At 66.9% G+C, this 24,401-nt stretch carries 24 protein-coding genes; 7 read left to right on the top strand and 17 right to left on the bottom strand.

The window, feature by feature from the left end:
* From SHTP_RS08340 to SHTP_RS08330, 3 genes are all read left to right on the top strand, one after another.
* On the top strand, positions 1 to 1,344 hold the full coding sequence (locus tag SHTP_RS08340) for a cryptochrome/photolyase family protein (protein ID WP_096370300.1): 1,344 nt from the start codon (positions 1 to 3) through the stop codon (positions 1,342 to 1,344).
* A gap of 126 nt (positions 1,345 to 1,470) precedes the next feature.
* Positions 1,471 to 2,016 (top strand): anti-apoptotic protein, encoded by a 546-nt coding sequence (locus SHTP_RS08335; protein WP_096370299.1) that lies wholly within the window; start codon positions 1,471 to 1,473, stop codon positions 2,014 to 2,016.
* Positions 2,017 to 2,040: 24 nt separating this feature from the next.
* Entirely contained in the window at positions 2,041 to 2,820 is a 780-nt protein-coding gene (locus SHTP_RS08330) for an alpha/beta hydrolase (protein ID WP_020786477.1), read from the top strand.
* 20 nt (positions 2,821 to 2,840) lie between these two features.
* Here SHTP_RS08330 and SHTP_RS08325 read toward each other — a convergent pair whose 3' ends face one another.
* Positions 2,841 to 3,578: an acyltransferase gene (locus SHTP_RS08325; RefSeq protein WP_096370298.1), complete on the bottom strand. Its 738-nt coding sequence runs from the start codon at positions 3,576 to 3,578 to the stop codon at positions 2,841 to 2,843.
* A gap of 176 nt (positions 3,579 to 3,754) precedes the next feature.
* Here SHTP_RS08325 and SHTP_RS08320 point away from each other — a divergent pair, with 176 nt between their 5' ends.
* Positions 3,755 to 5,071 carry an outer membrane protein assembly factor BamB family protein gene (locus SHTP_RS08320; protein ID WP_096370297.1) on the top strand — a complete coding sequence of 439 codons (1,317 nt, stop codon included), beginning with the start codon at positions 3,755 to 3,757 and terminating at the stop codon, positions 5,069 to 5,071.
* 16 nt (positions 5,072 to 5,087) lie between these two features.
* Positions 5,088 to 5,477 (top strand): DUF6264 family protein, encoded by a 390-nt coding sequence (locus SHTP_RS08315; protein WP_096370296.1) that lies wholly within the window; start codon positions 5,088 to 5,090, stop codon positions 5,475 to 5,477.
* 3 nt (positions 5,478 to 5,480) lie between these two features.
* Here SHTP_RS08315 and SHTP_RS08310 read toward each other — a convergent pair whose 3' ends face one another.
* From SHTP_RS08310 to ctaD, 15 genes are all read right to left on the bottom strand, one after another.
* Positions 5,481 to 6,164, bottom strand: coding sequence for an esterase (locus SHTP_RS08310; RefSeq protein WP_020728139.1), 684 nt, complete (start codon positions 6,162 to 6,164; stop codon positions 5,481 to 5,483).
* A gap of 74 nt (positions 6,165 to 6,238) precedes the next feature.
* The gene (locus tag SHTP_RS08305; protein WP_096370295.1) at positions 6,239 to 7,276 is read right to left on the bottom strand and encodes a THUMP-like domain-containing protein; all 1,038 of its coding nucleotides are present in this window, start codon (positions 7,274 to 7,276) and stop codon (positions 6,239 to 6,241) included.
* A 164-nt stretch (positions 7,277 to 7,440) separates the two neighbouring features.
* Positions 7,441 to 8,424 (bottom strand): class I SAM-dependent methyltransferase, encoded by a 984-nt coding sequence (locus SHTP_RS08300; protein WP_096370294.1) that lies wholly within the window; start codon positions 8,422 to 8,424, stop codon positions 7,441 to 7,443.
* Between the two features lie 10 nt (positions 8,425 to 8,434).
* Positions 8,435 to 9,208: an enoyl-CoA hydratase gene (locus SHTP_RS08295; RefSeq protein WP_096370293.1), complete on the bottom strand. Its 774-nt coding sequence runs from the start codon at positions 9,206 to 9,208 to the stop codon at positions 8,435 to 8,437.
* Positions 9,205 to 10,047: an NUDIX hydrolase gene (locus tag SHTP_RS08290; protein ID WP_096370292.1), complete on the bottom strand. Its 843-nt coding sequence runs from the start codon at positions 10,045 to 10,047 to the stop codon at positions 9,205 to 9,207. Before SHTP_RS08290 ends, SHTP_RS08295 begins: the two co-directional genes overlap by 4 nt.
* A complete protein-coding gene (locus SHTP_RS08285) occupies positions 10,044 to 10,886 on the bottom strand; it encodes an ABC transporter ATP-binding protein (protein WP_012393487.1) in 843 nt (280 codons plus the stop codon). The genes SHTP_RS08290 and SHTP_RS08285 overlap by 4 nt, the downstream gene beginning before the upstream one ends.
* Positions 10,887 to 10,984: 98 nt before the next feature.
* Positions 10,985 to 12,481 (bottom strand): hydrogenase large subunit, encoded by a 1,497-nt coding sequence (locus tag SHTP_RS08280; protein ID WP_096370291.1) that lies wholly within the window; start codon positions 12,479 to 12,481, stop codon positions 10,985 to 10,987.
* A complete protein-coding gene (locus SHTP_RS08275) occupies positions 12,481 to 13,947 on the bottom strand; it encodes a proton-conducting transporter transmembrane domain-containing protein (protein WP_096370290.1) in 1,467 nt (488 codons plus the stop codon). The genes SHTP_RS08280 and SHTP_RS08275 overlap by 1 nt, the downstream gene beginning before the upstream one ends.
* On the bottom strand, positions 13,947 to 14,609 hold the full coding sequence (locus SHTP_RS08270) for a hypothetical protein (RefSeq protein WP_096370289.1): 663 nt from the start codon (positions 14,607 to 14,609) through the stop codon (positions 13,947 to 13,949). Before SHTP_RS08270 ends, SHTP_RS08275 begins: the two co-directional genes overlap by 1 nt.
* A 4-nt stretch (positions 14,610 to 14,613) precedes the next feature.
* Positions 14,614 to 15,552 carry a respiratory chain complex I subunit 1 family protein gene (locus tag SHTP_RS08265; RefSeq protein ID WP_096372389.1) on the bottom strand — a complete coding sequence of 313 codons (939 nt, stop codon included), beginning with the start codon at positions 15,550 to 15,552 and terminating at the stop codon, positions 14,614 to 14,616.
* Positions 15,553 to 15,557: 5 nt separating this feature from the next.
* Positions 15,558 to 17,534: a proton-conducting transporter transmembrane domain-containing protein gene (locus SHTP_RS08260; protein ID WP_096370288.1), complete on the bottom strand. Its 1,977-nt coding sequence runs from the start codon at positions 17,532 to 17,534 to the stop codon at positions 15,558 to 15,560.
* A complete protein-coding gene (locus tag SHTP_RS08255; RefSeq protein WP_011739972.1) occupies positions 17,531 to 18,010 on the bottom strand; it encodes an NADH-quinone oxidoreductase subunit B family protein in 480 nt (159 codons plus the stop codon). The genes SHTP_RS08260 and SHTP_RS08255 overlap by 4 nt, the downstream gene beginning before the upstream one ends.
* A 14-nt stretch (positions 18,011 to 18,024) precedes the next feature.
* The gene (locus SHTP_RS08250) at positions 18,025 to 18,369 is read right to left on the bottom strand and encodes an ArsR/SmtB family transcription factor (protein WP_096370287.1); all 345 of its coding nucleotides are present in this window, start codon (positions 18,367 to 18,369) and stop codon (positions 18,025 to 18,027) included.
* Positions 18,370 to 18,550: 181 nt separating this feature from the next.
* Positions 18,551 to 19,780: a phosphoserine phosphatase SerB gene (gene serB, locus SHTP_RS08245; protein WP_096372388.1), complete on the bottom strand. Its 1,230-nt coding sequence runs from the start codon at positions 19,778 to 19,780 to the stop codon at positions 18,551 to 18,553.
* A 58-nt stretch (positions 19,781 to 19,838) separates the two neighbouring features.
* A complete protein-coding gene (gene ctaD / locus SHTP_RS08240; protein ID WP_012393478.1) occupies positions 19,839 to 21,560 on the bottom strand; it encodes an aa3-type cytochrome oxidase subunit I in 1,722 nt (573 codons plus the stop codon).
* 193 nt (positions 21,561 to 21,753) lie between these two features.
* Between ctaD and SHTP_RS08235 the strand changes: the two genes are divergently transcribed.
* The gene (locus SHTP_RS08235; RefSeq protein ID WP_096372387.1) at positions 21,754 to 22,833 is read left to right on the top strand and encodes an iron-siderophore ABC transporter substrate-binding protein; all 1,080 of its coding nucleotides are present in this window, start codon (positions 21,754 to 21,756) and stop codon (positions 22,831 to 22,833) included.
* Positions 22,834 to 22,966: 133 nt separating this feature from the next.
* Positions 22,967 to 24,007 (top strand): NAD(P)-dependent alcohol dehydrogenase, encoded by a 1,041-nt coding sequence (locus SHTP_RS08230; RefSeq protein ID WP_096370286.1) that lies wholly within the window; start codon positions 22,967 to 22,969, stop codon positions 24,005 to 24,007.
* Here SHTP_RS08230 and SHTP_RS08225 read toward each other — a convergent pair.
* Positions 23,996 to 24,379 (bottom strand): DUF3349 domain-containing protein, encoded by a 384-nt coding sequence (locus tag SHTP_RS08225; protein WP_096372386.1) that lies wholly within the window; start codon positions 24,377 to 24,379, stop codon positions 23,996 to 23,998. The genes SHTP_RS08230 and SHTP_RS08225 overlap by 12 nt on opposite strands.
* Between the last annotated feature and the right edge of the window lie 22 nt (positions 24,380 to 24,401).

Raw genomic sequence — 24,401 nt, 5'->3', positions numbered from 1 at the left:
ATGACAAGGGCTCTGTTGTGGTTTCGCCGCGATCTGCGGCTTGGCGATCATCCGGCACTGGCCGCTGCCGCCGATAGCGAGGAAGTGCTCGCCTGCTTCGTGGTCGACCCGCGCCTGGAAGCTTCCTCAGGCCTGCGCCGCCTGCAGTTCCTCGGCGACTCACTTCGCCAACTCAACGATGCACTGCAGGGCCGCCTACTGGTGACACGCGGTCGGCCCGAGCAGCGGATTCCGCTGATAGCCAAAGCAATCGAGGCATCATCGGTGCACGTTACCGGCGATTTCGCGCCGTTTGGGCGGCGTCGCGACGAACGGGTTGCAGCGGGGCTGGGCCGCGTGCCACTGGTAGCGACGGGCTCGCCGTATCTGGTTTCACCGGGTCGAGTCGTCAAAAACGATGGCAGCCCCTACCAGGTGTTCACCCCGTTCTTCCGCAAATGGCAGGACGCTCGATGGCGAGCACCGGCTGACACGGGGCCCGGATCGGCGTGTTGGCTGGATCCGGCGCAGACCGACATCGAGCAGTGCGAGATCCCCGATCCGGGCACTGAGCTTGACCTGGCCGCCGGTGAGGCCGCGGCCATCCGGGAATGGACAGCATTCCGCACCGCCAAGCTGGACCGCTATGAGCATGACCGCGACTGGCCGGACTTCGAGGGCACCAGCCGGATGTCGGCGCACCTGAAGTTCGGCACCATCCATCCCCGGACCATGGTCGCGGGCATGGGCCTGACCGGCACCGGAGCGCGTAGTTACCTACGTGAGTTGGCGTTCCGGGACTTTTATGGCGCCGTCCTGCACCACTGGCCGGCCAGCGCCTGGCACAACTGGAACAGCAACTTCGACGGCATCGTGACCGACACCGACGCCAACGCCAGACACCTTTTCGAGTGCTGGAAGGCCGGAGAAACCGGATATCCATTGGTCGATGCCGGGATGCGTCAGTTGCGCGAAACCGGGTTCATGCACAACCGGGTCCGGATGATCGCCGCATCCTTCCTGGTCAAAGACCTGCACCTGCCCTGGCAATGGGGGGCCGCCTGGTTCCTTGACCAACTCACCGACGGTGACCTGGCCAGCAATCAGCACGGCTGGCAGTGGTCGGCGGGATGCGGCACCGACGCCGCGCCGTACTTTCGGATCTTCAATCCGAGCGCACAAGCCGAAAAGTTCGATCCCGCGGGCGATTACATTCGACGTTGGGTCCCCGAACTGCGCGATGTCGACAACGTGCATCGGATTCAGCGGCGCGGCGGCCCATGCCCGTCAACATATCCGGCGCCGATCGTGGATCACGGCACCGAACGCGCCGAGGCGTTGCGCCGCTATCACGACATCGGCTGACCTGCGGGCGCCGGATCTCTTTGCCAAACAGTAGCGTTTGCTTGGTGTTTGGCTGATTCGCCTTTCCGGAGCTGTTTGACATGTAACTATCAGCCGATTCCCAGTTGTCGACGCCAGGGAGGCGATATGGCTCATTCGATCGTGCGGACGTTTCTGGTCTCAGGCGCCGCGGTGGGCCTGATGGCCAGCGCCGGCGCCTGTTCCTGTTCGATCGGAACCGGATCGCATTCGGTGAGCAAAAGCGATGTGGCCGAGCAGATCAAGGCCAAGATGACCGACGCTTCCGGCAACAAGCCCGAGTCGGTGACCTGCCCGGGAGATCTCCCGGCCAAGGTCGGGGCTCAGCTCAACTGCGAAATGAAGGTCAAAGACTCCACATACAACGTCAACGTCACCGCGACCAGCGTCGACGGCAAAGACGTCAAGTTCGACATGGTGGAGACCGTCGACAAGGACAAGGTCGCACACATCATCAGCAACAAGCTGTATCAGAAGGTGGGCCAACGACCCGACTCGGTGATCTGCCCCGACAACCTCAAGGGCGTGGTGGGCGCGACACTGCGGTGTCAGCTCATCGACGGCAGCAAGACCTATGGCGTCAATGTGACCGTGACCAGCATCGACGCCGGCGATGTCCGGTTCGACTTCAAGGTCGACGACCACCCCGAGTAGGACCGCGACAGCAATACTGCAGGAGTGCGCAAACATGTCGTCCTGATTCATGGCGCATGGAGCCGCGGCCGGCAGCTGGCCGGCGCCCGGTCCGCTTTCGAACACCACGGCTACACGGTCCACACTCCGACGTTGCGCCATCACGAATTGCCGTTGCCCGACGGCGCGGCCCGCATTGCCACGCTGAGCCTGCGTGACTACGCCGATGACCTGGTCGAGCTGGTGGCCTCGCTCGACTCCGCGCCCCTGCTGGTCGGACACTCCCTGGGCGGCCTGCTGGTCCAGCTGGTGGCAGCGCGAACCCGCCACATCGGCGTGGTCGCCGCCTGCCCCTCGCCGGTCGGACCCGTTGGTCTGAACCGCACAACGGCGGGCCTTTCGATGCGGCACGCGCTGCGGCCGCGGCCATGGACCAAGCCGGTAGCGCCCCCGTCGTGGCCCCGGTTTCGGACCGGTATCGCCGGAGCCCAGTCGGCCGGCGCGGCCCGCGAAATGTTCGATGATCTGGTCTGCGAGTCCGGACGCGTGTTGTTCTTCGAGCTGGCCCTGCCCTGGCTGGACCGCTCCAAGGTCGCGCGCGTCGACTACCCCGCGGTCACGGGTCCGGTTCTGGTGTTAGGCGGCGAGTACGACCGCATCGTGGGGAGCGCGATCGCACGCCAAACGGCCGGCCGGTACCGCAACGGCACCTTCGTCGAGATTCCCGGCTCCGACCATCTCGTGTTCTCGGCGCGAGTGCTACCGGCCACCATGGCTCGGATCAGCGAGTGGATCGCACACAATCATCTGTTCGCCACCGCCTGAGGCGCCAGGCGCACCGCCGACTAGTGAACCGCCTTCTTGCGCTCGATGTCGGCCAGCGCCGCGGCCAGCTCCGCGCGCTGAGCCGCCGAGGTCTCCCAGGACAGCTGGCGGTTCTTGACCACCTTGGCCGGTGATCCCACCGCGATCGAATAGTCGGGGATGTCACCACGGACCACCGCATGCGCGCCCAGCACACAACCGCGCCCCACCGACGTGCCACGCAGCACCGTCACTTTGACACCGACCCAGGTGTCAGGCCCGATCCGCACCGGCGACTTGATGATCCCCTGGTCTTTGATCGGGACGTTGATGTCGTCCATCCGGTGATCGAAGTCGCAGACGTAGCACCAATCGGCCATCAACGCCGAGTCCCCCAACTCGATGTCGAGGTAGCAGTTGATGACGTTGTCGCGGCCCAGCACCACCTTGTCGCCGAAGCGCAGCGATCCCTCGTGGGCACGAATGGTGTTCTTGTCCCCGATGTGCACCCAGCGGCCAATCTCGAGCTCCGCCAGCTCAGGTGTCGCATGGATTTCCACGCCCTTCCCGAGGAAGACCATGCCCCGGGTAATGATGTGCGGGTTGGCGAGTTTGAACTTGAGCAGCCGCCAGTACCGCACCAGGTACCACGGCGTGTACGCGCGGTTGGCCAGCACCCATTTCAGCGATGCCAGCGTCAGGAACTTGACCTGGCGGGGGTCCCGCAACCGCGACCCGTGCCAGCGGCGATGAAGCGGCGCACCCCACATGGTCGTCATGGGCGGAAAGCCTAGCGTGACGCCGATGCACGACGCACAGCGTCCCGAGGCCTGACCACCCCGAAGGACGTCGGGCAATCGCCACGAGTACACCGCCACGCGTTACCCTCACCTGTACTCGATCGCTGCTCATGCAGACGGGCCGGACCCCGTGAGCTACCGCGTAGCGGAAGGATTTGGGAACCCTGCGAAATCATCCGGTGTTTGCCCGACGTCTCCTGACGACCGCTCTCGCGGCTGCACTCACGATCGGGCTGGGCGGCTGCGGCAATACCGATTCGTGGGTGGACGCCGCACCCGCGCTAGGTTGGCCCGCACAGTACGGCGACGCCGCCAACAGCAGCTACACCACCACCGCCGGCTCCAGCAAGCTGGCGCTGAAGTGGACGCGTTCGGTCAAGGGAAGTCTGGCCGCCGGGCCGGCGTTGAGCGGGCGCGGCTACCTCGCGCTCAACTCGCAGACCCCGGCCGGGTGTTCGCTGATGGAGTGGGAGAACAACGACAACGGCCGGCAACGCTGGTGTGTTCGGCTGGTCCAGGGCGGCGGCTTCGCCGGTCCGTTGTTCGACGGATTCGACAACCTCTACGTCGGCCAGCCGGGCGCGATCGTTGCCTTCCCCGTCACCCAGTGGACGCGCTGGCGCCAACCGGTGATCGGCATGCCGTCCACCCCGCGATTTTTGGGCAACGGCCACCTACTCGTGGCCACCCATCTGGGACAGATGCTGGTGTTCGACGCCCACCGCGGCAAGATCGTAGGCAGCCCGATGGATCTGGTGGAGGGCGTCGATCCGACTGATCCGGCGCGTGGTCTGGCCGACTGCACTCCGGCACGACAGGGCTGCCCGGTGGCGGCGGCCCCGGCGTTCTCAAAGGTCAACGGCATGGTGGTGGTCGGCGTCTGGCAACCCGGAGCGCCGGCGGCGGGGCTGGTCGGGCTCAAGTACCACGCGCAGCAACTGGTTCGGGAGTGGACCAGCGACGCCGTCAAAGACGGCGTGCTTGCCAGTCCGGTGCTATCGGCCGACGGCGAAACCGTGTACGTCAACGGCCGCGACCAACGGCTGTGGGCCCTGCACGCAACGGACGGCAAGGTGAAGTGGTCGGTGCCGTTGGGATTTCTGGCTCAGACACCGCCGACGGTCACCCCGGAGGGCCTGATCGTTTCCGGCGGCGGCCCCGACACCCGGCTGGCGGCGTTTCGCGACGCGGGCGACCATGCCGACCAGGCCTGGCGCCGCGATGACGTCACGCCCCTATCGACGTCCAGCCTGGCGGCCGGAAACGTCGGCTACACGATCGTCGCGGGTCCGCCCCACGAAGGCGGACCCGGTATGTCGTTGCTGGTGTTCAACCCGGCGGACGGCCACACGATCAACAGCTATTCGCTGCCCGCGGCGACCGGATATCCGGTCGGGGTGTCGATCGCCGTCGACGGCCGCGTGGTAACTGCGACCAGCGTCGGCCAGGTATACAGCTTCGCGCCGGCCTAGCGGCCATACTTGTTGGGTGTCTACCGACGATCTCGCCCCGGTGCACACCGGCGGCGCCGGCAGCTGTCGCGCCAAGGCCCATCGAGCGGTAAATGTCACCCTCACCATCGCCCTGCTGGTCCTGCACGCCTTCTTATTCGTGGTGACGATGTTGGTGTTGGGCCTGCTCGTCATGGGTACCGACCCGTGCGGCTACCAGACCTGCGGTGATCCCTCCTGGGTCGACAAAGCGATCGGGCTGGGTTTTTGGGGCGGCATCGTGATATTTCTCGCCGATCTCATCATCAGCGTGTACCGGCTCGCACGGCACAACGTGGCCTTCGTGGTGCCGATCATCGGGTGTGTGGCCCAGCTGACGCTGGGCATCGGCGCCGCGGCGATGGAATCGCTGGCCGGCCCCGTGTGAACCTCAGATCGCCAGGGGCGGGATGGCATTGCGCGGCACCTGGGCCTGGGTAGCGCCGGCAAACGACGGCAGCAGCTCACCCTGAGCAAAATAGAAGATCACGTCGGTGTCGGTGATGGCGAAGTTCTGGTAGTGCGTCGGGTCCAGACCATTGGAGGGCAGGATCGCCACACCGAGCCCGGTCTGGTGCGCCAGCTCGCGCTGGACGATCGGGTAGATGGCGTCCAGCGGGGTGGTCCCCGGCGCGAACAAGGTGTCGAAGGTGATCGGCTGCTTGGTCCCGAGGTTGTAGTTGAAAGCCTTGTACCAGGTGAAGGGGTGTGCGCCACCGAGATCCTGGAAGAACTTCAGCACCACGCTGCGGGTGTTGTGCGGCGGCTGGCCGGCGGCGTGTTGTTCGGTGGTAGCGTCCATCTGATAGGGCTGATCACGTCGCCCGGACCCGGTCGCCACGCTGACGAACCCGTCCCGGTTCTGGGTGATGTAGTCGGTCAGCGCCTGCTGATCCGGGTAGTCCTGGGGAAACGTGATGTCCAACGTGTACGTGGACCCCGTCGCGTGGATGTGGCACATCTGAGCGCCTTCGACGTTGCCGCCGAGGCTGGCACAGGACGGCGGCTCGGCGGCAGCCGGCCAAGCCAATAGGACCGCACTGACAAGCATTGCGGCCGCAATCATTAAGCGCATCGTTGATTTTTCCTCGCAGACCAAAACGGGCGGTGGCGTTGCAAAGGGGTGACCGCCGCCAGCGTACCCGGACGCTACCGCGACGGACAGCAAACGTATGCCGTCACGTGGCTGGCGCTTCCCGTACCGATGCGCGTGATCACCACCGACAGCGCGCGGCCGCCACGCGGCCGTAGCCGCCGGCGCAGGGCGTCAGGATCGACCTGCACGCCCCGGACCAGAATCTCCAGCGCTCCGCAGTCCAGCGCGTTCAGGGCCTGACGCAGCCGCCGCTCGTCGAACGGTAGCGCCTCGAGCACCTCGAAGCCCCGTATCCCTTCTGGCAGGGTGTCGCCGGACAGATAGGCGATATTGGGATCGAGCTGCCACAGCCCGTGCCTGGCGCCGTAGTGGCGCACCAGGCCGGCCCGGACCACCGCTCCGTCGGGATCGATGATCCAGCGCCCGGCGGGACGCACGTCGCAGTCGTCGGGCTCGGAATCGGTGATCTGTTCGCCGCTGTCGAGGATGCTGGCCCGACGGCACACCCCAGCTGCGGCCAGGCCCCGCGACCACAGGCACGCCTCGCGAACCGAGCCCTGGTAGGACGTCACCTCGATTTCGCCGTCGAAACCCAGGCGACTCACCTGATCGAAATCAATCCCGGGCGCGCACTTCACCACCAGCGGCCGATCGCGGTAGACGTCGAGAACGGGCCCCAGCCCGGGCTGATAATCGCCCGGACTGAAGCGCCGGCGCCCCTTGCTGCGACGCGCCGGATCGACCAGGACGACCGTGTCCCGGGTCACCGGCCGCAGCGCGTCGGCACGGCACAACCCGACCGCGCCCCCCAGGTTGTGGCGCGCCATCGCCAGCCGTACCGGGTCGATGTCGCTGCCGATCACCGTCGCCGCCGATCGGCACAGCGCGGCCAGCTCAGTGCCGATGGAGCAGGTCGCGTCGTGCACCGTCAGATCGGCCAATCGCCTGGCCCGGTGCAGGGCCACCGCCGCCACCGTGGCCTGCTGCAAGGCGGTGTCGGTGAACAGCCAGTCCGACACCGGCGTACTCGGGCACAGCCCACCCAGTTTTGCCACGGCCCGACGTCGTAGCAGGGTCGTCTCGATCAGCATGGGGGTGCGCTCGCCGAAGCGGGCGCGCGCCGCGGTGATGTCGGCGATTCGGGTCGCGTCCCGCAGTTCCAGATCGGCGACCGCGCGAAGGGCGGCGGTACCTGCGTCGGAGCGCAGGTAGGCGACGTCGTCGACGCCGAAAACGACGCCGGTGCCCGCAGGGCTCAGGAGGGCTTAACCCCGGTGACCACCACGTTGTAGAACCAGCCTTTGGGCGCCACATGCCGCCAGACGTTGGCGTCCATCCAGCTCAGTGCCTTCCAGCCGTTGAAGGCGAACCTCGCCCAGTTCCAGCCCAGTCGCCCGGGCGGCACCGAGGATTCGAACGTGCGCACCGGCCAGCCGAACATGGCGGCACTGAACTCTTCGCTGGCCGTCTCGACCCGGATCGCCCCGGCGTTTTTCGCCATCCGTTCCAGGTCCTCGGGGGCGAAGGTATGCAGGTCGACGATGGCCTCCAGGGCCGCGGCCCGCGAGGATTCGTCGAGCTCTTCCTGCGGCCGCCGCCAGCCGCCCAGGCCGGGCAGTTTGGTGACGTTGGTGGCGATTCGCCAGGTCAGGGTGGACAGCGTGCGGGCGTACTCGTTGCCCACCGTGGTGGGCTCCCCCGCGAACACGAACCGGCCGCCCGGTTTCAACACACGCATCACTTCACGCAGCGACAACTCGACATCGGGGATGTGGTGTAGCACGGCGTGCCCGACCACCAGGTCGAACGTGTCGTCGTCGTAGGGTATGCCCTCGGCGTCGGCCACTCGGCCATCGATGTCGAGCCCCAGTGACTGCCCGTTGCGGGTGGCGACCTTGACCATGCCCGGGGATAGGTCGGTCACCGAGCCGCGCCGGGCGACCCCCGCCTGGATCAGGTTGAGCAGAAAAAACCCGGTACCACAGCCAAGCTCCAACGCCCGCTCATACGGCAGATCGGCGTGGACTTGGGCGGGCACGATGGCGTCGAAGCGGCCCCGGGCGTACTCGACGCAACGCTGGTCATACGAGATCGACCACTTCTCGTCGTAGTTCTCGGCTTCCCAATCGTGGTAGAGCACCTGGGCGAGCTTGCTGTCGTGCCGGGCGGCCTCCACCTCTTCGGCAGTGGCGTGCGGGTTGGGCGCCACGTCGGCAGGTATCTCCGAGCTCCTCGTCATGCAGGGCAGCCTAACGACCGTCTTGGTCGCCCGTGTTACCACCGCCCGGCCCACGGCCGTCAGGACCGCGCTGACCAGCGGCAAACAGCTCGACATAGCGGCGCCGTTCCGCGGCGGCCCGTTCGGTGGCTTCCAGTTCGAAGACGTCGTTGATGACCGCCTTGGCGGCGGCCAAGGCGCGCGGCGGGCATTCCAGATAGCGGCGGGCCCACGCGACGGCGGAGTCGTAGACGTCGTCGGGGGCCACCATGTCGTCGATCAGGCCCAACGCGAGGGCCTCCTCGGCGTCGAAGAATCGCCCGCTGAAAACCAGCTCCTTGGCTCTGCTGGACCCGACCACGCGGGTCAGGCGCCCCATGCCGCCGCCGCCGGGAATCAGGCCGGCGAGGATCTCGGTCGCGCCGAACTTCACGTTGTCACCGCTGACCCGCCAGTCGGCCGCCAGCGCCAGGGTCAGCCCCGCGCCCAACGCGTATCCAGTGACGGCCGCCACGGTTGGTTTCGGAATCGCCGCCACCGCATCGATGGCCTCCAGCCGGACCCGGGCGGCGGTGTCGGCCTCCGGGGCGTTGAGGGTCCGCAGTTCGGGCATGTCGTCGCCGGCGGAGAAAATCTCGTGGCCGCCGAAGAGCACAACTGCGCCGATGTCGTCGCGGCGTCCCAGCTCGTCGGCGGCCGCGACGATCTCCCGGTAGACCTGGCGGGTCATCGCATTGGTGGGTGCCCTGAACACCACCAAGGTGGCCAGTCCCTGGTCAGCCACGACGCTGACGAACTCGTTCATAACGGCCAAACGGTCGATCCGCCGGAGATCCGCGCCTGGTTGTAGCGATCGGAGTCGAAAAACTCGATCTCCCAGTTGTCGCCCTCGAGCGCGAGGTTGGGTTGCACCGGCACGATCTTGCGTTCCACGGCGAGCACATCGGCGACGGTATGGCCGGCCAGCGCGTCCAGCTGAGTCCAGGTCGGCGGCAAGAGGAAGTTTCGGCCCGCGGCGAAGTCGGCGATGGCATCACGGGGCAGCATCCACTCCGCCCGATCGGATTCGGTGTTCTCGCCGTCGGCGCGCTGCCCCTCCGGCAGGGCTCCGACGAAGAAAAAGGTGTCGTAGCGACGGGTCCGTTCCGCCTCCCGGGTAATCCAGTTCGCCCAGGGCCGCAGCAGATCGGCGCGCAGCACCAGGTTTTCGCGGCGCAGGAAGTCCGCGAAGGACAGCGTGTGGTCGGCCAGCGCCGCGCGGGACTCGCTGTATATCGAGGCGTCACCGACGATGCCGTCGGGGTCGTCGGCCGGTCCGGCGAACAACACCCCGGATTCCTCGAACGTCTCGCGCGCCGCGGCGCAGACCAGCGCCTCAGCCAGATCGGGTTGGATGCCGAAGCGCTGGGCCCACCACAACGGCGGCGGGCCGGCCCAGGCCCCCAGCCCGCCCAGGTCGGCGCTGCGGTCCCGGTCGTCGACGCCGCCGCCGGGAAACACCATCACCCCGGCAGCGAAATCCATCGCCGCGTGTCGTCGCATCAGGAATACCGAGAGTCCGGTGTCGAGCCCGGTGTCGCGGACCAGCATCACGGTTGCTGCGGGCCTGGCCTGCAATGGAACGGGGTCTGGCGGGGAATTCATTGCTGCCTCCGGTGGGCTGCGCGGGCGCGGATCCGGCGGGCGAAATATCGCCCGTCGACGAAATCGACGGCAATCTGTTGGCCGAATGCGGCCGACAGGTTTTCGGCGGTGAGCACGTCAGACAATAGGCCCGATGCCACGACGTGGCCCTCCGCCAGCAGCAGGCAGTGGCTGAAGCCGGGAGGAACCTCTTCGACATGGTGGGTGACCAGCACCAGGGCGGGCGCATCCGGGTCGGCGGCCAGATCGGCCAGCCGCGCCACCAATTCCTCGCGGCCGCCCAAGTCGAGGCCGGCCGCGGGCTCATCGAGCAGCAACAGTTCGGGGTCGGTCATCAACGCACGGGCGATCAGGACCCGCTTGCGCTCCCCCTCGGACAGGGTTCCGTAGGTGCGGTCGGCCAGATGCTCGGCACCCAGGCTCTCCAGCATGTCGACGGCCCGGCGGTAGTCGACGTCCTCGTAGCGCTCCCGCCACCTGCCCAACACCGCGTAGCCGGCCGATACGACGAGGTCTCGCACCACTTCGTCGGTGGGTATGCGCTGCGCCAGGGCCGAGGAACTCAGCCCGATGCGCGCGCGCAGCTCCGACACGTCGACCCGGCCCAGCCGTTCGCCCAGGACGAAGGCAACCCCCGAGGACGGGTGCTCGGAGGCGGCGGCCATCCGAAGCAAGGAGGTCTTGCCGGCGCCGTTGGGGCCCAGGATCACCCAACGCTCGTCGAGTTCGACGGCCCAGTCCAGCGGACCGACCAAGGTGCGTCCGCCGCGACGCAGCGAAACGTCTCTGAAGTCGATCAACAGGTCGGGATCGGCTGTATCAGGCCCAGCTTCAGACACTCGACCATCGTGCCGTACCGCGCCACCGCAACCGTTGCCGGGTCGTCTCGCCCCGCCCGGGTTCGCCGGGCCGGGCCCCGCGAGGGGCCTACACCGCACTAGAGGTCATTGCCGGCATAGGACAAATTGAAGCTCTTATTCGCCAACGGAAAGTCCGGGACGATGGTGTCGGCCATGGCGACCGGCAACGCGGGCCAGTTGAACCACGAGGGATCGACGATCTTGCATCGGGTGATGCGGCCCGCGCCGTCGACTTCGACCCGATGCAGCACCGCGCCGCGCCAGCCTTCGACGATCCCAACGCCCGATGTCAGCGCCGACCGCGCGCCGTTGGCCGCCGGCGGCGGCGCGAACCGGGTTCGACCGTGGTGGTTCTCGACCAGGTGGCAGGCCAACGCGACCGATGCGGCGAACTCGTCGCGCCGAATCGTGTAGCGAGCCAGGACGTCACCTCCGCCGGCCGCAACCGCGGTGACCGGCAGCTCGGCCGTCGGGTTATCCAGCCGGGCATCGGTAGCGATGCCGCTGGCGCGCGCAACGTAGCCGAGGCACCCGAGCGCGCGCGCATCCTCGCTGTGCAGCACCGCGGTCTCGGCGAACCGGTCGTAGACGACCGAATTTCGCAGCGTCAGCTCGCTGATCTCGGCAACCTCTGCGGCCACCGCGTGCAGCTCCGCCGGATCCGGAAGCTCCTGCAGCACAACGCCTCCAGGCGCCATCGCGGCCCTCAGCAGGCGATGTCCGGTGACCCGCCGGTTGATCCGCAACACCCGCTCGCGGATGCCCTGCGCATGGGCGTTGGCCAGGGCAAAACCCACATCGTTGGCCAGCGCACCCAGATCGGTCACGTGGTTGTAAAGCCGCTCCAATTCCACCAGCAGGACGCGCAGCCGGTGCACCGGTTCGGGCACATCCAATCCCAGCGCGTCCTCGACGGCCAGGCAGTGCGCCAGCGAATGCGCCGCCGAACTGTCTCCGCTGATTCGTTCGGCGAGTTCCACAGCCTCCCTGGCGCCCAGCGCATTTCGCCCCTCGAAGAGCTTCTCGACGCCCCGGTGTACGAACCATAGTCGCGCCTTGAGCCGCAGTATCGATTCACCGATCACCGAGAACCGGAAGTGGCCGGGCTCGATCAGGCCGGCATGGACCGGCCCGACCGGGATCTCGTAGACCCCCGGGCCCTCAACGGTCACGAATGGAAAGCGTCCCACCGCATCGAAGGGCGGCGGGTCACCGGCGTCGCGGCGCATCGGATGCCAATCCTGCGGCCAATGCGCGTGGCGCACCAGCCGTCGTGGTTGCGGATGCCCCACTGGCGAAATCCCGTACAGGTTCATCATTTCCCGCTCGAAGCGGCCCGCCGGGATGGACAACTCCGCCAGCGACGGCACCGACGGATTCGCCGCGCCGGTGCGCAGCGTCAGCTCGACTCGCCGATCCGGCTGTCCCGCCACCAGCAGGTAGACCACCCGCAGTGCGTCGCCATCGTCGTGCGCCGCGACCAACGCAAGCCGGTAGCCCTCGGCCAGTAGTTCCGCCACCGATTCGGCGAGTTCGGCATCCGAAACCGTGCGGCTGACCGTCTTGTGTGCCATCAGTTCGCTCCGAACTGACCCGCGGCCGCATCGAAAAGCCCGCCCAGCGGTCCCGCGGTGACCCCCAACGCGATGCAGGCCACGACGCCGGTCACCAGGGCCGCCGCCACCGTCGCGGGCACCGCGATCCCCGGAGCACCCTCGCTGGCGGCGCCGAGCAGCATCCGCCGCGAATTCGCCACCAGCGCAGCGAAAGCCACCACCATCAACAGCAATGTCACACCGAGCACCCAGGCCAGCCCGGAGTTGGCCAGCGACCGGGCGATCGACACCTCGCTGGCAAACATTGCAAACGGCGGCAACCCGAGCAGCACAACGACACCAACGGCAAACGAGACGCCGACCACCCGCGACCGCGACAACACCGCGGTGATGTCGGCGATGCTCGCCGAGTCATGCGCGGACTGCAGCTGCCCACCGGCCAGGAACAACACCGTCTTGCCGATGCCGTGCGCAAGCACATGCAACAGCAGGGCCGCGATCGCCAGCTTGGTTCCCGCCGCGGCCGCAATCGCGATCAGGCCCATGTTCTCCATCGAGGAGTAGGCCAGCATCCGCTTGAGATCGGTGACCACGGTGAGCAGGAAGGCCGCGATGAGCACCGTGGTGAGCCCAACCGTCAATAGCCCGGCGCGCAGGTAACCCGGCCCCACCGCGGCATCAATGACCGGCCGTAGGCGGATCAGCACCGAGAAGGCCACCGAAAGCAACACCCCGCTCATCAATGCCGAGACCGGTGCCGGGGCCTGGCTGTGCGCGTCGGCCAGCCAACCGTGAAAGGGCGCCAGGCCGACTTTGGCGCCGTACCCGATCAGCAGCAGACCACCGGCGAGCCGCGTGACGGCCGGGTTGAGGTGTGCCGCACAGGCCGTCAGGACATCGAGGTTGAGCGCGTTGGCACCGTCGGCGCCGGCGTGTTGCGCCGCGAAGTACAACAGCACCGTGCCCAGAAATGCCACCGCGATGCCGACCGAGCAGATCACCACGTACTTCCAGGTGGCTTCCAGCGCGGTGCGAGTCCTACGGTGTCCGACCAGAAACGCGGTGACAACCGTGGTGGCTTCCACCGCGACCCAGATCAACCCGATGTTGTTGGCGGACGCCGCGATCGCCATTGCCGCCAAGAACGCCGGCATCAGCGCCCCGTACAGCCGGGCATCGCGGCGATCGGGGTGGCCGTGTTCGAGTTCGGCATCGATGTAGCCGATGCTCGCCCAGGTCGCCAAGGTGCCGACGGCCCCGATGACGATCAGCATGATCACCGACAACGCGTCGACGCGCAGCAAGCCGCCCAGCACCAGGTGTGGTTGCGGCGTTGCCTGAAGACCAAGCGCAATGCCCGATCCGAGCACAGCGACCGCCGACAGCACGGTGAGCACCGCGGTTGCGCGCCGCCAGCCGCCGGCCAGTGCGAAGGCTGCCGCCACCAGTGGCGCCACGATCGGCACCAGAATCAAAGCAGTCATCAGTCCCGCAGTTCCTGTAGCCGGTCCAGGTCGGTGCCGCCGAACGTCCGCCGCAGTCGTCCGGTGAGCACACCCAGCACGATCAGCGCGAAAAGCACGTCCAGCGAAGCACCCATTTCGACAATCAGCGGCACCCCAGCCGTGAGCAGAAACGCCGTGGCCGCGATCCCGTTGTCCAACATGAGAAATCCCGCGGCCTGTGAGATGGCGTGGCGCCGGGTCACCATCACGAACAGCGCGATCAGCACCACCGCCAGACCTCCCGGTACGGCACTGACCGCCGCGCTGGAGTGCAGGTCCACGATGGGGCGGGTGACCGCCAACGCGACCACCGTCAGCACCGCCGCAATCAGTAGTGACGCGGTGGTGTTGACCAGCGGGGTCGCCTCCCGTTGCTCATGTTTCTCAGCTCCCAGCGCACGGGCCAGCAGCCACGGCAGGACCACTGCGCGCAGCGCGAACAGGGCCAGACCGATGCCAACGAGCTCCCAGTCATGGGAGTGCACACCAAGAATCATCGGGATCGCGGCCAGCGCAAGACCCTGCGCCGCCAGCAGCCACACGATCGAGCGCAGGTCGCGCCGCCACACGATCAGCACTGCGGTCAGGACCAGCCCTGCTGGGGCGAGGTCAAGCACACCGGCGTAGTTGAGATCGGTCATCGCATCACACCTGGGCCGTAAAGAAATTGGCTGACGTGACCGCCAGCAGCGCCAGCAGGAACGAGCCCGCCAGCAATTCGGGCACCCGGAACAATCGCAGCTTGGCGATGAACACCTCCACGGTAGCCAGCACACCGGCGGCAATCGCGACCTTGATACTGATCGCCGCGATGCCGACCGCAATCCCGATCAGGCTGGGATCCGCACCCGCGATCCCCCACGGCACAAAGAGATTCGCCAGCAGTGCCAGTAGCACGGTGAGCCGCATGCCGCTGGCCCACTCGATGACGCCCAGCCGTGGTCCCGCGTATTCCAGCACCATCGCCTCGTGCACCATGGTCAGCTCCAGGTGGGTGGCGGGGTTGTCGACCGAGAGCCGGCCGGTCTCCACGATGACGACGATCACCAAGGCTACGAAGGCCAGTATTCCGGCCAGTGACACCACTTCGGCCGGGTTCTCGAGGCTAAAGGCGACGATGGCGCCAAGATTGGCCGATTTCGCGGGAATGGACAGCGCGAAGACCGCTAACAGGATGGTGGGTTCAACCAAGGCGGCGATGGTGATCTCACGGCTGGCGCCCATGCCGCCGAAGGAAGTCCCGGTATCGATTCCGGCCAGGGTCAACGCGACGGTACCCAAGAACAGCAGGCCCACCACCACAAACAAGTCGCCCACCGGGTCCAGCGGTGAGCCGGTGGCGACCAGCGGTGCGATCGCCGCGATCAACAGGGTGGTTGCCGCCACCACGGCCGGTGCCACGGCAAACACCGCCGTGGTCCCCTCCGGGGTGACCTGCTGCTTGCGCAAATCGCGCCAGGGCTGCAGAATTCCCGCGCCACAGCGCCCTTCGGATCGCGCCCGGATCTGTCGCATCAGCCCGATCACCAACGGGGCACCGAGAATGACGGCGCCGATCTGCGCCGCCCCGGCCATCGCCGACATCAGGTTCATCGCGCCACCACCAGCACTATGAGCACGCCCAGGGCGCCGTAGCCCAGGTAGAGGTGCACGCTTCCGTTGTGCGCGCGACGGATCACCTGCGCACACCACGCCAGTGCCCGCAACACCGGGGCGTAGACGCGGTCTTCGATGGCATCGCTGAGATGGGCGCGATAGGCGATCTGCTCGACGTGATAGCGGGTTGCTTCCAGGTGAGTCACCTCGATGCCGGTATCGGGCCGCAGCACGTCGTCGAAGACGCGTTGCAGCGGTTGCGCAAAGGAGGTCGGCGTGCATTCCATCCGGGCGGTGAGTTCGTCTGCGCCGCATGCCCATAGCGGCGAGGTCACCGGCTCCGGGCGGTGACGTGACCCCCAGCGAGCCAGCACCAGCACCACCAGCAGGGCCGCCACCAGGGCCGCGGCCAGCAGTGCCGGTGCGATCGAGCCGTCCATCCCCGGTAGTCGCAACACCGCGCCCAGGTCGGTCAGATCGGCATTCCTGGATGCGGGCAGGGTGTCCAGCACCGATTGCAGCGGTCCCGTGACGACCGCCGGCGCGATCGCGATGACCACACACCCGAGGGCGGCGACCGCCATGCCCACGAGCATGGTGGCCGGGGCTTCCCGCGCCCGCTCGGCCGACCCCGAGCGGGGTCGCGCCAGAAACCCGGTACCGAATGCCTTCACCATGGCGGCCACCCCCAGCCCCGTCGTCAGTGCGACGGCACCGACTCCCAGTGGGGTGGCCAAACCCACGATGGTGTTGTGTTCGGGCCGGGCGTGAATCAGCGACTGCACCAGCAGCCATTCGCTGACGAAGCCGGCGCCGAGCGGCAATCCGGAAGCGCCGAGTGCGGCGATACCGAAGAATGTGGTGGTGCAGCGCATCCGATGCGCAAGGCCGCCCAGCATGTCCAGGTCGCGCTGTTGCGTCGCCACCAGAACCGAACCGGCGGCCAGGAATCCGAGACTCTTGAACGCCGCATGGGCGATCAGGTGTAGCAGGGCCGCGGTCATCGCGATGACGGCCGCCGGGCCGGCACCGGCCGCCGACAACAGCGTGGCCGCCCCCAGCCCGAGGGTCACCAGGCCCATGTTTTCAATCGTCGAATACCCGAGCAGACGCTTGAGATCGGTGGCCACCGACGCCTGCAGCACCCCGTACATGGCCGAAAAAGCGCCGATCACAAGCAGTGTCACGCCCCACCACTTGGGTCCCGGCCCGAGCAACTGCAGATCAATCCGCACCAGACCATAGATGCCGAGGTTGACCATGGCGGCACTCATCAACGCCGACACCGGACTGGGCGACTCCGGGTGTGCCCGCGGCAACCATGCATGCAACGGCAGCAAGCCCGCCTTCGATCCGAATCCGAGCAATGTCGCAACGAAAACGAAGGTGCGTACCCCCTCCGACGGCACCGCCATGTCGGCGAAGCGATCGGTACCGGCCGCGGCGGCCAGCACCATCAGTCCGAGCAGCAGTGTCGCGAAGCCCAGCTGGGTCATCATCGCGTAGTAGCCCGCCGCCGAACGAACCTGCGCGCGGCGATGATCCGTCGCAACCAGCACCAGCGAGGAAATCGCCATCAGCTCCCACGCCAGCAGGAACGTGCTCACCGATCCGGCCGCGGGCACCAGCAGCATCGCGGTGACAAACACCGGCAGCATGGTCAGCGCGACCGCACCGAGGTGCTCACGGCGCGCATACCCGATGCTGTAAATGCCGGCGACCACGGCCACCGCACCCGTGAGGGCAATGAAGAACCCACCGAGGCGCCCGATATCGAAATCGACGCCGATCAGCGGCACCAGCCAGGCAATGTGAACCTGCCGCACCACGCCGAAGACCGCGGTGAGCCCCAGGGCGGTACCGCACGCGCCGATGCCCGCCGTGGTCGCGCCGCTCAGCACCGCCCCGAAGCCGTTGCCCGACAGCGCAACCTGATGCTCGGGCGGTGCGTCCGACAGTGTCGCCGTCACCGGCCGGTCACTGATCGCAGCGCGGCAACCACCTGGTCGGGCGTGGGTGGACAGCCCGGGACTTCGACATCGACGGGGACGACCTCGCTGACCGCACCCACCACCCCATAGGCGTCGGCAAACACCCCACGGTTGAGGGCGCAGTCGCCGCACGCGATCACCACCCGCGGTTGGGGTGTGGCCGCCAAGGTGTTCTTCAAAGGTTGCGCCATGTTCCTGGTCACCACCCCGGTGACCAGCAGCGCATCCGCGTGCCGCGGCGAGGCCACCAGCCGCGCCCCAACCCGCTCGGCGTCATAGACCGGCCCGAACGCTCCGGAGATCTCCACCTCGCAGCCATTGCAGGACCCGGCATCGACGTGGCGCACCTGCAGGGACCCCCGCAACCCGGCCGGCGCCGCCACCGCCGGGGTGGATTCGTCCCCCAGCTTCTCGGCCACCAGGCCCAGCCGCATGATTCTGGCGATCCAACCCATTGCCCGCCGCCCCGCTAGTTGTCCGCGCCCGGAACGCCGGCCCGCAGATCCTCGAGCATGGCGACCTGACCGCTGAGCATCCCGGTCAACACCCGGCGCGCCACGGCCATCAGTTCGGCGATCAATGGCGAAGTGATCGAGTAGATGACCGTGTTGCCATCCTTGGTCGCGCTCACCACTCCAGCCCGGCGCAGGACGCCGAGCTGCTGAGACAGATTGGACGACTCCAGGCCCACCTCCGGCAACAGCTCGGCCACCGTATGGTCCCGCTCGGAGAGCAGTTCGAGAATCCTGACCCGGGCCGGATGCCCCAGCGTCTTGAAGAACTCGGCCTTGAGCTTGTAGACCGGCTCCGTCACCCGACCTCGCTTAAAATTCCACAATTTCAGCTTCTGTGAATTTATCAATTGAAAACTTTATCAGGTGTTCGACAGACTCGCGCGCTACCCGCTCCCCCACCCGCGAGCAGACGCAGACTCGCACAAAATCGGTGATTTTGCTGCGAGTCTGCGTCTGCTCAGCGCGATTGCGCGCGGCGGCTTAGTCCTCGGGGATCTCGACGCGGCGCATCACGCCGTCGACGTTGTCGGCGGCTTCAATCTCGCCGCGAGTCACCCCCAGCAGAAATAGCACGGTATCCAGGTATGGATGGCTCAACGACGCGTCGGCCACGGCGCGCAAGGCCGGCTTGGCGTTGAACGCGACGCCCAGGCCGGCGGCGGCCAGCATGTCGATGTCATTGGCGCCGTCGCCCACCGCGACGGTCTGTTCCATCGGAACGCCGAAGCGCCCGGCGAATTCTCGCAACGCCGCGGCCTTACCCGGCCGGTCGACGATGGAGCCGACGACCCGGCCGGTCAGTGTGCCGTCGATGATCTCCAGCTCGTTGGCGGCGACGAAGTCCAGGTTCAGCTCTTGCGCCAGTGGCTCGATGATCCGGCGGAAGCCACCGGAGACCACGCCGCAGCGAAATCCCAACCGCTGCAAGGTGCGCAGCGTGGTCCGTGCGCCGGGCATCAGTTGCAGTTGTGCGGCGACATCGTCGATGACGGTGGCCGGCAGGCCCTCCAGGGTGGCCACCCGCTGTTGCAGCGACTGCGCGAAGTCCAGTTCCCCGCACATGGCGGCCTCGGTGATCGCCGCCACGGTGCCCTCGGCACCGGCCCGGGCCGCGAGCATCTCGATGACCTCACCCTGAACCAGTGTCGAATCGACATCGAACACGATCACTCGCTTGGTCCGCCAGGCCAGCCCGTAGTCTTCGACGGCGACATCGACCCGCTCGTCGACGGCGACCTTGGTCAGGGCCGTCTGCAAGGGTCGATAGGTGCCGGGCGGCACCGAGACCCGCAGCTCCAGGCCGGTGACCGGATAGTCGGAGATGCCGCGGATGAAGTCGATGTTGACGCCCAGCGCCGCCACCTCTTTGGCCACCGCACCGAATGCCCCGGCGGTCACCGGGCGGCCCAGCACGAAGATGGTGTGCGTCGACGGTTCCCGGATGACCGGTAGGTCGTCGCTGCGCTCCACCGTTACGTCCAGGCCCACCTCATGGATCGCGGCTTCGACGTCCTCGCGCAGCGCGGCGCCGTCGGCGACTTCCGGTGCGCAGGACACCAGCACTCCCAGCGTGAGCCGGCGCCGGATGACGACCTGTTCGACGTTGAGGAGCTCCACGCCATGCTTGGAGAGCACCTCGAAGAGCACGGAGGTCACACCCGGCTGGTCGATGCCGGTGACAGTGATCAACACCGGCACTTTGGCGGGCACGCTCACTCGCGATTACCACCCAGCCACGCCGAGCACCGGCCCAGGCGGTGCGTTTCCATCAGCTCGACGTTGCCTTGGCCAACTCGTCGTGGTGACGACCCACGTGGGCCTCGGCCCGAAGACGCTCCACCATGTGCGGGTAGTGCAGCTCGAACGCCGGGCGCTCCGAACGGATGCGGGGCAGCTCGGTGAAGTTGTGCCGCGGCGGCGGGCAGCTGGTCGCCCACTCCAGCGAGTTGCCGTAGCCCCACGGGTCGTCGACGGTCACCACCTCGCCGTAGCGCCAGCTCTTGAACACGTTCCACACGAACGGGATCATCGCCACGCCCAGGATGAACGCCCCGATGGTCGAGACGATGTTCAGGCCCTGGAAGCCGTCGGTGGGCAGGTAGTCGGCGTACCGGCGAGGCATGCCCTCGTCGCCGAGCCAGTGCTGCACCAGGAACGTGGTGTGGAACCCGATGAACGTCAACCAGAAGTGCAGCTTGCCCAGCCGCTCGTCCAGCAGTCGACCGGTCATCTTGGGGAACCAGAAGTAGATCCCGGCGAAAGTGGAGAACACGATGGTGCCGAACAGCACGTAGTGGAAGTGCGCGACCACGAAATAGCTGTCGGTCACGTGGAAGTCCAGCGGCGGGCTGGCCAGCAGCACCCCACTCAGACCGCCCAGCAGGAACGTGACCGCAAAGCCCACCGAGAACAGCATCGGCGTCTCAAAGGTCAACTGCCCCTTCCACATGGTGCCGACCCAGTTGAAGAACTTGATCCCGGTCGGTACCGCGATGAGGAAGGTCATGAACGAGAAGAACGGCAGCAGCACCGCACCGGTGGCGAACATGTGGTGCGCCCACACGGCAACGGACAGGGCCGCGATCGACAAGGTCGCGTAGACCAGCGTGGTGTAGCCGAAGATCGGCTTGCGCGAGAACACCGGGAAGATCTCGGAGACCACCCCGAAGAACGGCAGCGCGAGGATGTACACCTCGGGGTGACCGAAGAACCAGAAGAGGTGTTGCCACAACAGCACCCCGCCGTTGGCCGGGTCGTAGATGTGGGCGCCCAGGTGGCGATCGGCGGCCAGCCCGAACAGCGCCGCGGTCAGCAACGGGAACGCGATCAGCACCAGGATCGATGTCACCAGGATGTTCCAGGTGAAGATCGGCATCCGGAACATCGTCATGCCGGGTGCACGCATGCACACGACGGTCGTGATCATGTTGACCGCGCCCAGGATGGTGCCCAGACCACCGACCGCGATGCCCATGATCCACAGGTCACCGCCGACGCCGGGTGAGTGGATGGCGTCGGTCAACGGGGTGTAGGCGGTCCAGCCGAAGTCGGCGGCGCCACCGGGCGTGATGAAGCCGGCCATACCCAGCGTGGCGCCGAACAGGAACAGCCAGAACGAAAAGGCGTTCAGCCGCGGGAACGCGACGTCGGGCGCCCCGATCTGCAGCGGAAGCACCAGGTTCGCGAAGCCGAACACGATCGGGGTCGCATAGAACAGCAGCATGACCGTGCCGTGCATGGTGAACAGCTGGTTGAACTGCTCATTCGACAAGAACTGCAGGCCCGGCGTGGCCAGCTCCGTACGCATCAGCAGCGCCAGCAACCCGCCGATCAGGAAAAAGATGAAGCAGGTGACGACGTACATGATGCCGATCAGCTTGTGATCGGTCGTCGTCAGCAGCTTGTAGACCAGATTCCCTTTGGGACCGGTGCGGGCCGGATACGGACGAATGGCCTCGAGTTCTCCCAAAGGGGGCGCTTCGGCTGTCAACAGCTCCTCCAAACATCCAGCGCGGACAGGGTCGCTTTACCCAACACTGATACGAATCTTAGCCCGCTATCAGCCGGCCGGCAGGCCTGGTCCTACAAACTGTCGTAATTGGGTTCCGGCGGCGCCCATCGAGCTCGGGCGGATCGCCCGCACCTGGGCAGATGTTAACGTCGAACGCGTGCAATTCGGCCGGATGCGACTGGGTCTGGTCGCGGTATCTCTGAGTGTCGCAATCGTGGTGTGCTCCGGTTGCGGGTCAAACCAACCCGCCACCAAAGCGTCGCGTTCGGTGGCCACTCCTACCACCCAGATCGCGGGCGCCGGGGTGCTGGGCAACGACCGCAAGGCCGATGAGTCGTGCGCGCGCGAGGCGGCCGCACCCGACCCGGGGCCGGCAACCCGCCCGGCGCACAACGCCGCGGGCGTCACCCCGGATGTCGCCCAGATCTCCGCCGAACCGCAGCGCATCGTGGTGCTCTCCGGCGACCAGCTCGACGCGCTGTGTGCGCTGGGACTGCAATCCCGGGTGGTCGGTGCCGCCTTCCCGGACGGTTCCAATAGCCAGCCCTCCTACCTCGGCACCGCCGTGCACGACCTGCCGGGGGTCGGCAGCCGGACCGCGCCAGATCTGAAGGCGATCGATGCGGCCCACCCGGATCTGATCCTGGGCTCAGAAGCGCTGACACCGAATTTGTATGCGCAGTTGGCGGCGATCGCCCCCACCGTGCTCACGGCGGCACCGGGGGCGGCGTGGAAGGACAATCTGCGCGGCGTCGGGGCCGCGACCGCCCGCAGCGCCGCGGTCGAGGAGCTGCTCAGCGGATTCACCCAGCGAGCCAGACAGGTGGGGACCAAACATGACGCAACCCATTTCCAAGCGTCGATCGTCCAGCTGACGCGCGACAGCATGCGGATCTATGGGTCCCGCAACTTTGCGGCCAGTGTGCTCGCCGCGGTCGGGGTGGATCGGCCCGCGTCGCAGCGGTTCACCGACAAGCCTTATCTCGAGATGGGCACCACCGACGCCGAACTTGCCAAGGTACCGGACTTTTCGGCCGCTGACGCCGACATCATCTACGTGTCCTGCGCCTCCCCCGCGGCCGCCGAACGAGCCGCTACCGTGCTGGACAGCGGTCCGTGGCGCAAGCTGTCCGCCAACCACGACAACCGGGTCCTGATCGTCAACGACGAGATATGGCAGACGGGTGAGGGTTTAGTCGCCGCTCGGGGCATTGTCGATGACCTGCGCTGGGTGAACGCACCGATCAACTGAACGCTCGACCGGTCAGACCGGACCGCGGGCCGAGTCATAGGCTGGTGAGTGAGCGCCCTCACCTGGCCCCAGAACTTTAACTTAGCTAATCTTTACAAAAAGCGATGCTCCCGAGGATTCGAAGAGGACTTCCATGAACACCGTCTCCGCATACGCCGCCCTGTCGGCCACCGAACCGCTGACCAAGACCACAATCACCCGTCGCGACCCCGGCCCGCACGATGTGGCAATCGACATCAAGTTCGCCGGCATCTGCCACTCCGACATCCACACCGTCAAAGCCGAGTGGGGCCAGCCGAACTACCCCGTGGTTCCGGGCCACGAGATCGCCGGCGTGGTGAGCGCGGTGGGTTCGCAGGTAACCAAGCACAAGGTGGACGACCACGTCGGTGTCGGCTGCTTCGTGGACTCCTGCCGCGAGTGCAGCTGTTGCGAGCGCGGCATCGAGCAATACTGCAAGCGCGGCGCGACCTTCACGTACAACTCGGTCGGCAAAGACGGCCAACCGACGCAGGGCGGCTACAGCAAGGCGATCGTCGTCGACGAGAGTTACGTGCTGCGCATCCCCGACGCACTGCCGCTGGATGCGGCCGCCCCACTGTTGTGCGCGGGCATCACGCTGTTTTCACCGCTTCGGCACTGGAACGCCGGGCCGGGCAAGCGAATTGCGGTGATCGGCCTGGGCGGGCTCGGGCACATGGGCGTGAAGCTGGCCACCGCGATGGGCGCCGAGGTGGCCGTGTTGTCGCAGTCACTCAAGAAAATGGAAGACGGGTTGCGGCTGGGCGCCAGCCACTACTACGCAACATCGGACCCGGACACCTTCCGCAAGCTGCGCGGCAGCTTCGATCTGATCCTGAACACCGTGTCGGCGAACCTGGACATGGGCCAGTACCTCAACTTGCTGGACGTGGACGGCACGCTGGTGGAGCTGGGCATCCCGGAGCACCCCATGGAGGTGCCGGCATTCGCGCTGGCGCTGATGCGGCGCAGCCTGTCCGGATCGAACATCGGCGGGATCGCCGAGACCCAGGAGATGTTGGACTTCTGCGCCGAGCACGAAGTCACGCCCGAAATCGAGCTCATCGAGCCCGATTACATCAACGAAGCCTACGAGCGGGTGCTGGCCAGCGACGTGCGCTATCGATTCGTCATCGATACATCAAGCCTGTGACGAAAGCCCTTCGGGTGTCTCGGCGTCGCCATCCTCGGTCTCGCTGAGGTCGATGCCGGCCAGCGGCCAGCCGGCGGCGGCGAGCACGCCGGCTACCCGCTGGATGTTTTCCGGTCCCGCATCGTGGTGAGTCACGTCGGTAATGAATTCCGCAATCTCGTCGCGGTTGATCACCCCGTCGGCCGTCGCGGGTGAACCCTCCGCGGTGATATCGCGCACCACCTGCCGGATTTGGTCCTCGGTCAGCGGTGTGCTGCGCAACAACGCCAACAGGGGCACCCGATCGGGCCCCGGAACGCCGTCAGGGTAGCCCACCTGCAGCCAACGAACCACTGAGCGGACGAGCCGGGGGTGAGAAGACAAGGTTTTCATCACCCCACCAGTGTCACGGTAG

Origin of the sequence: Mycobacterium ulcerans subsp. shinshuense (assembly GCF_002355775.1) — a bacterium.
Taxonomy (GTDB): Bacteria; Actinomycetota; Actinomycetes; order Mycobacteriales; family Mycobacteriaceae; genus Mycobacterium; species Mycobacterium marinum.
This window is presented reverse-complemented; position numbering and strand designations above follow the sequence as displayed.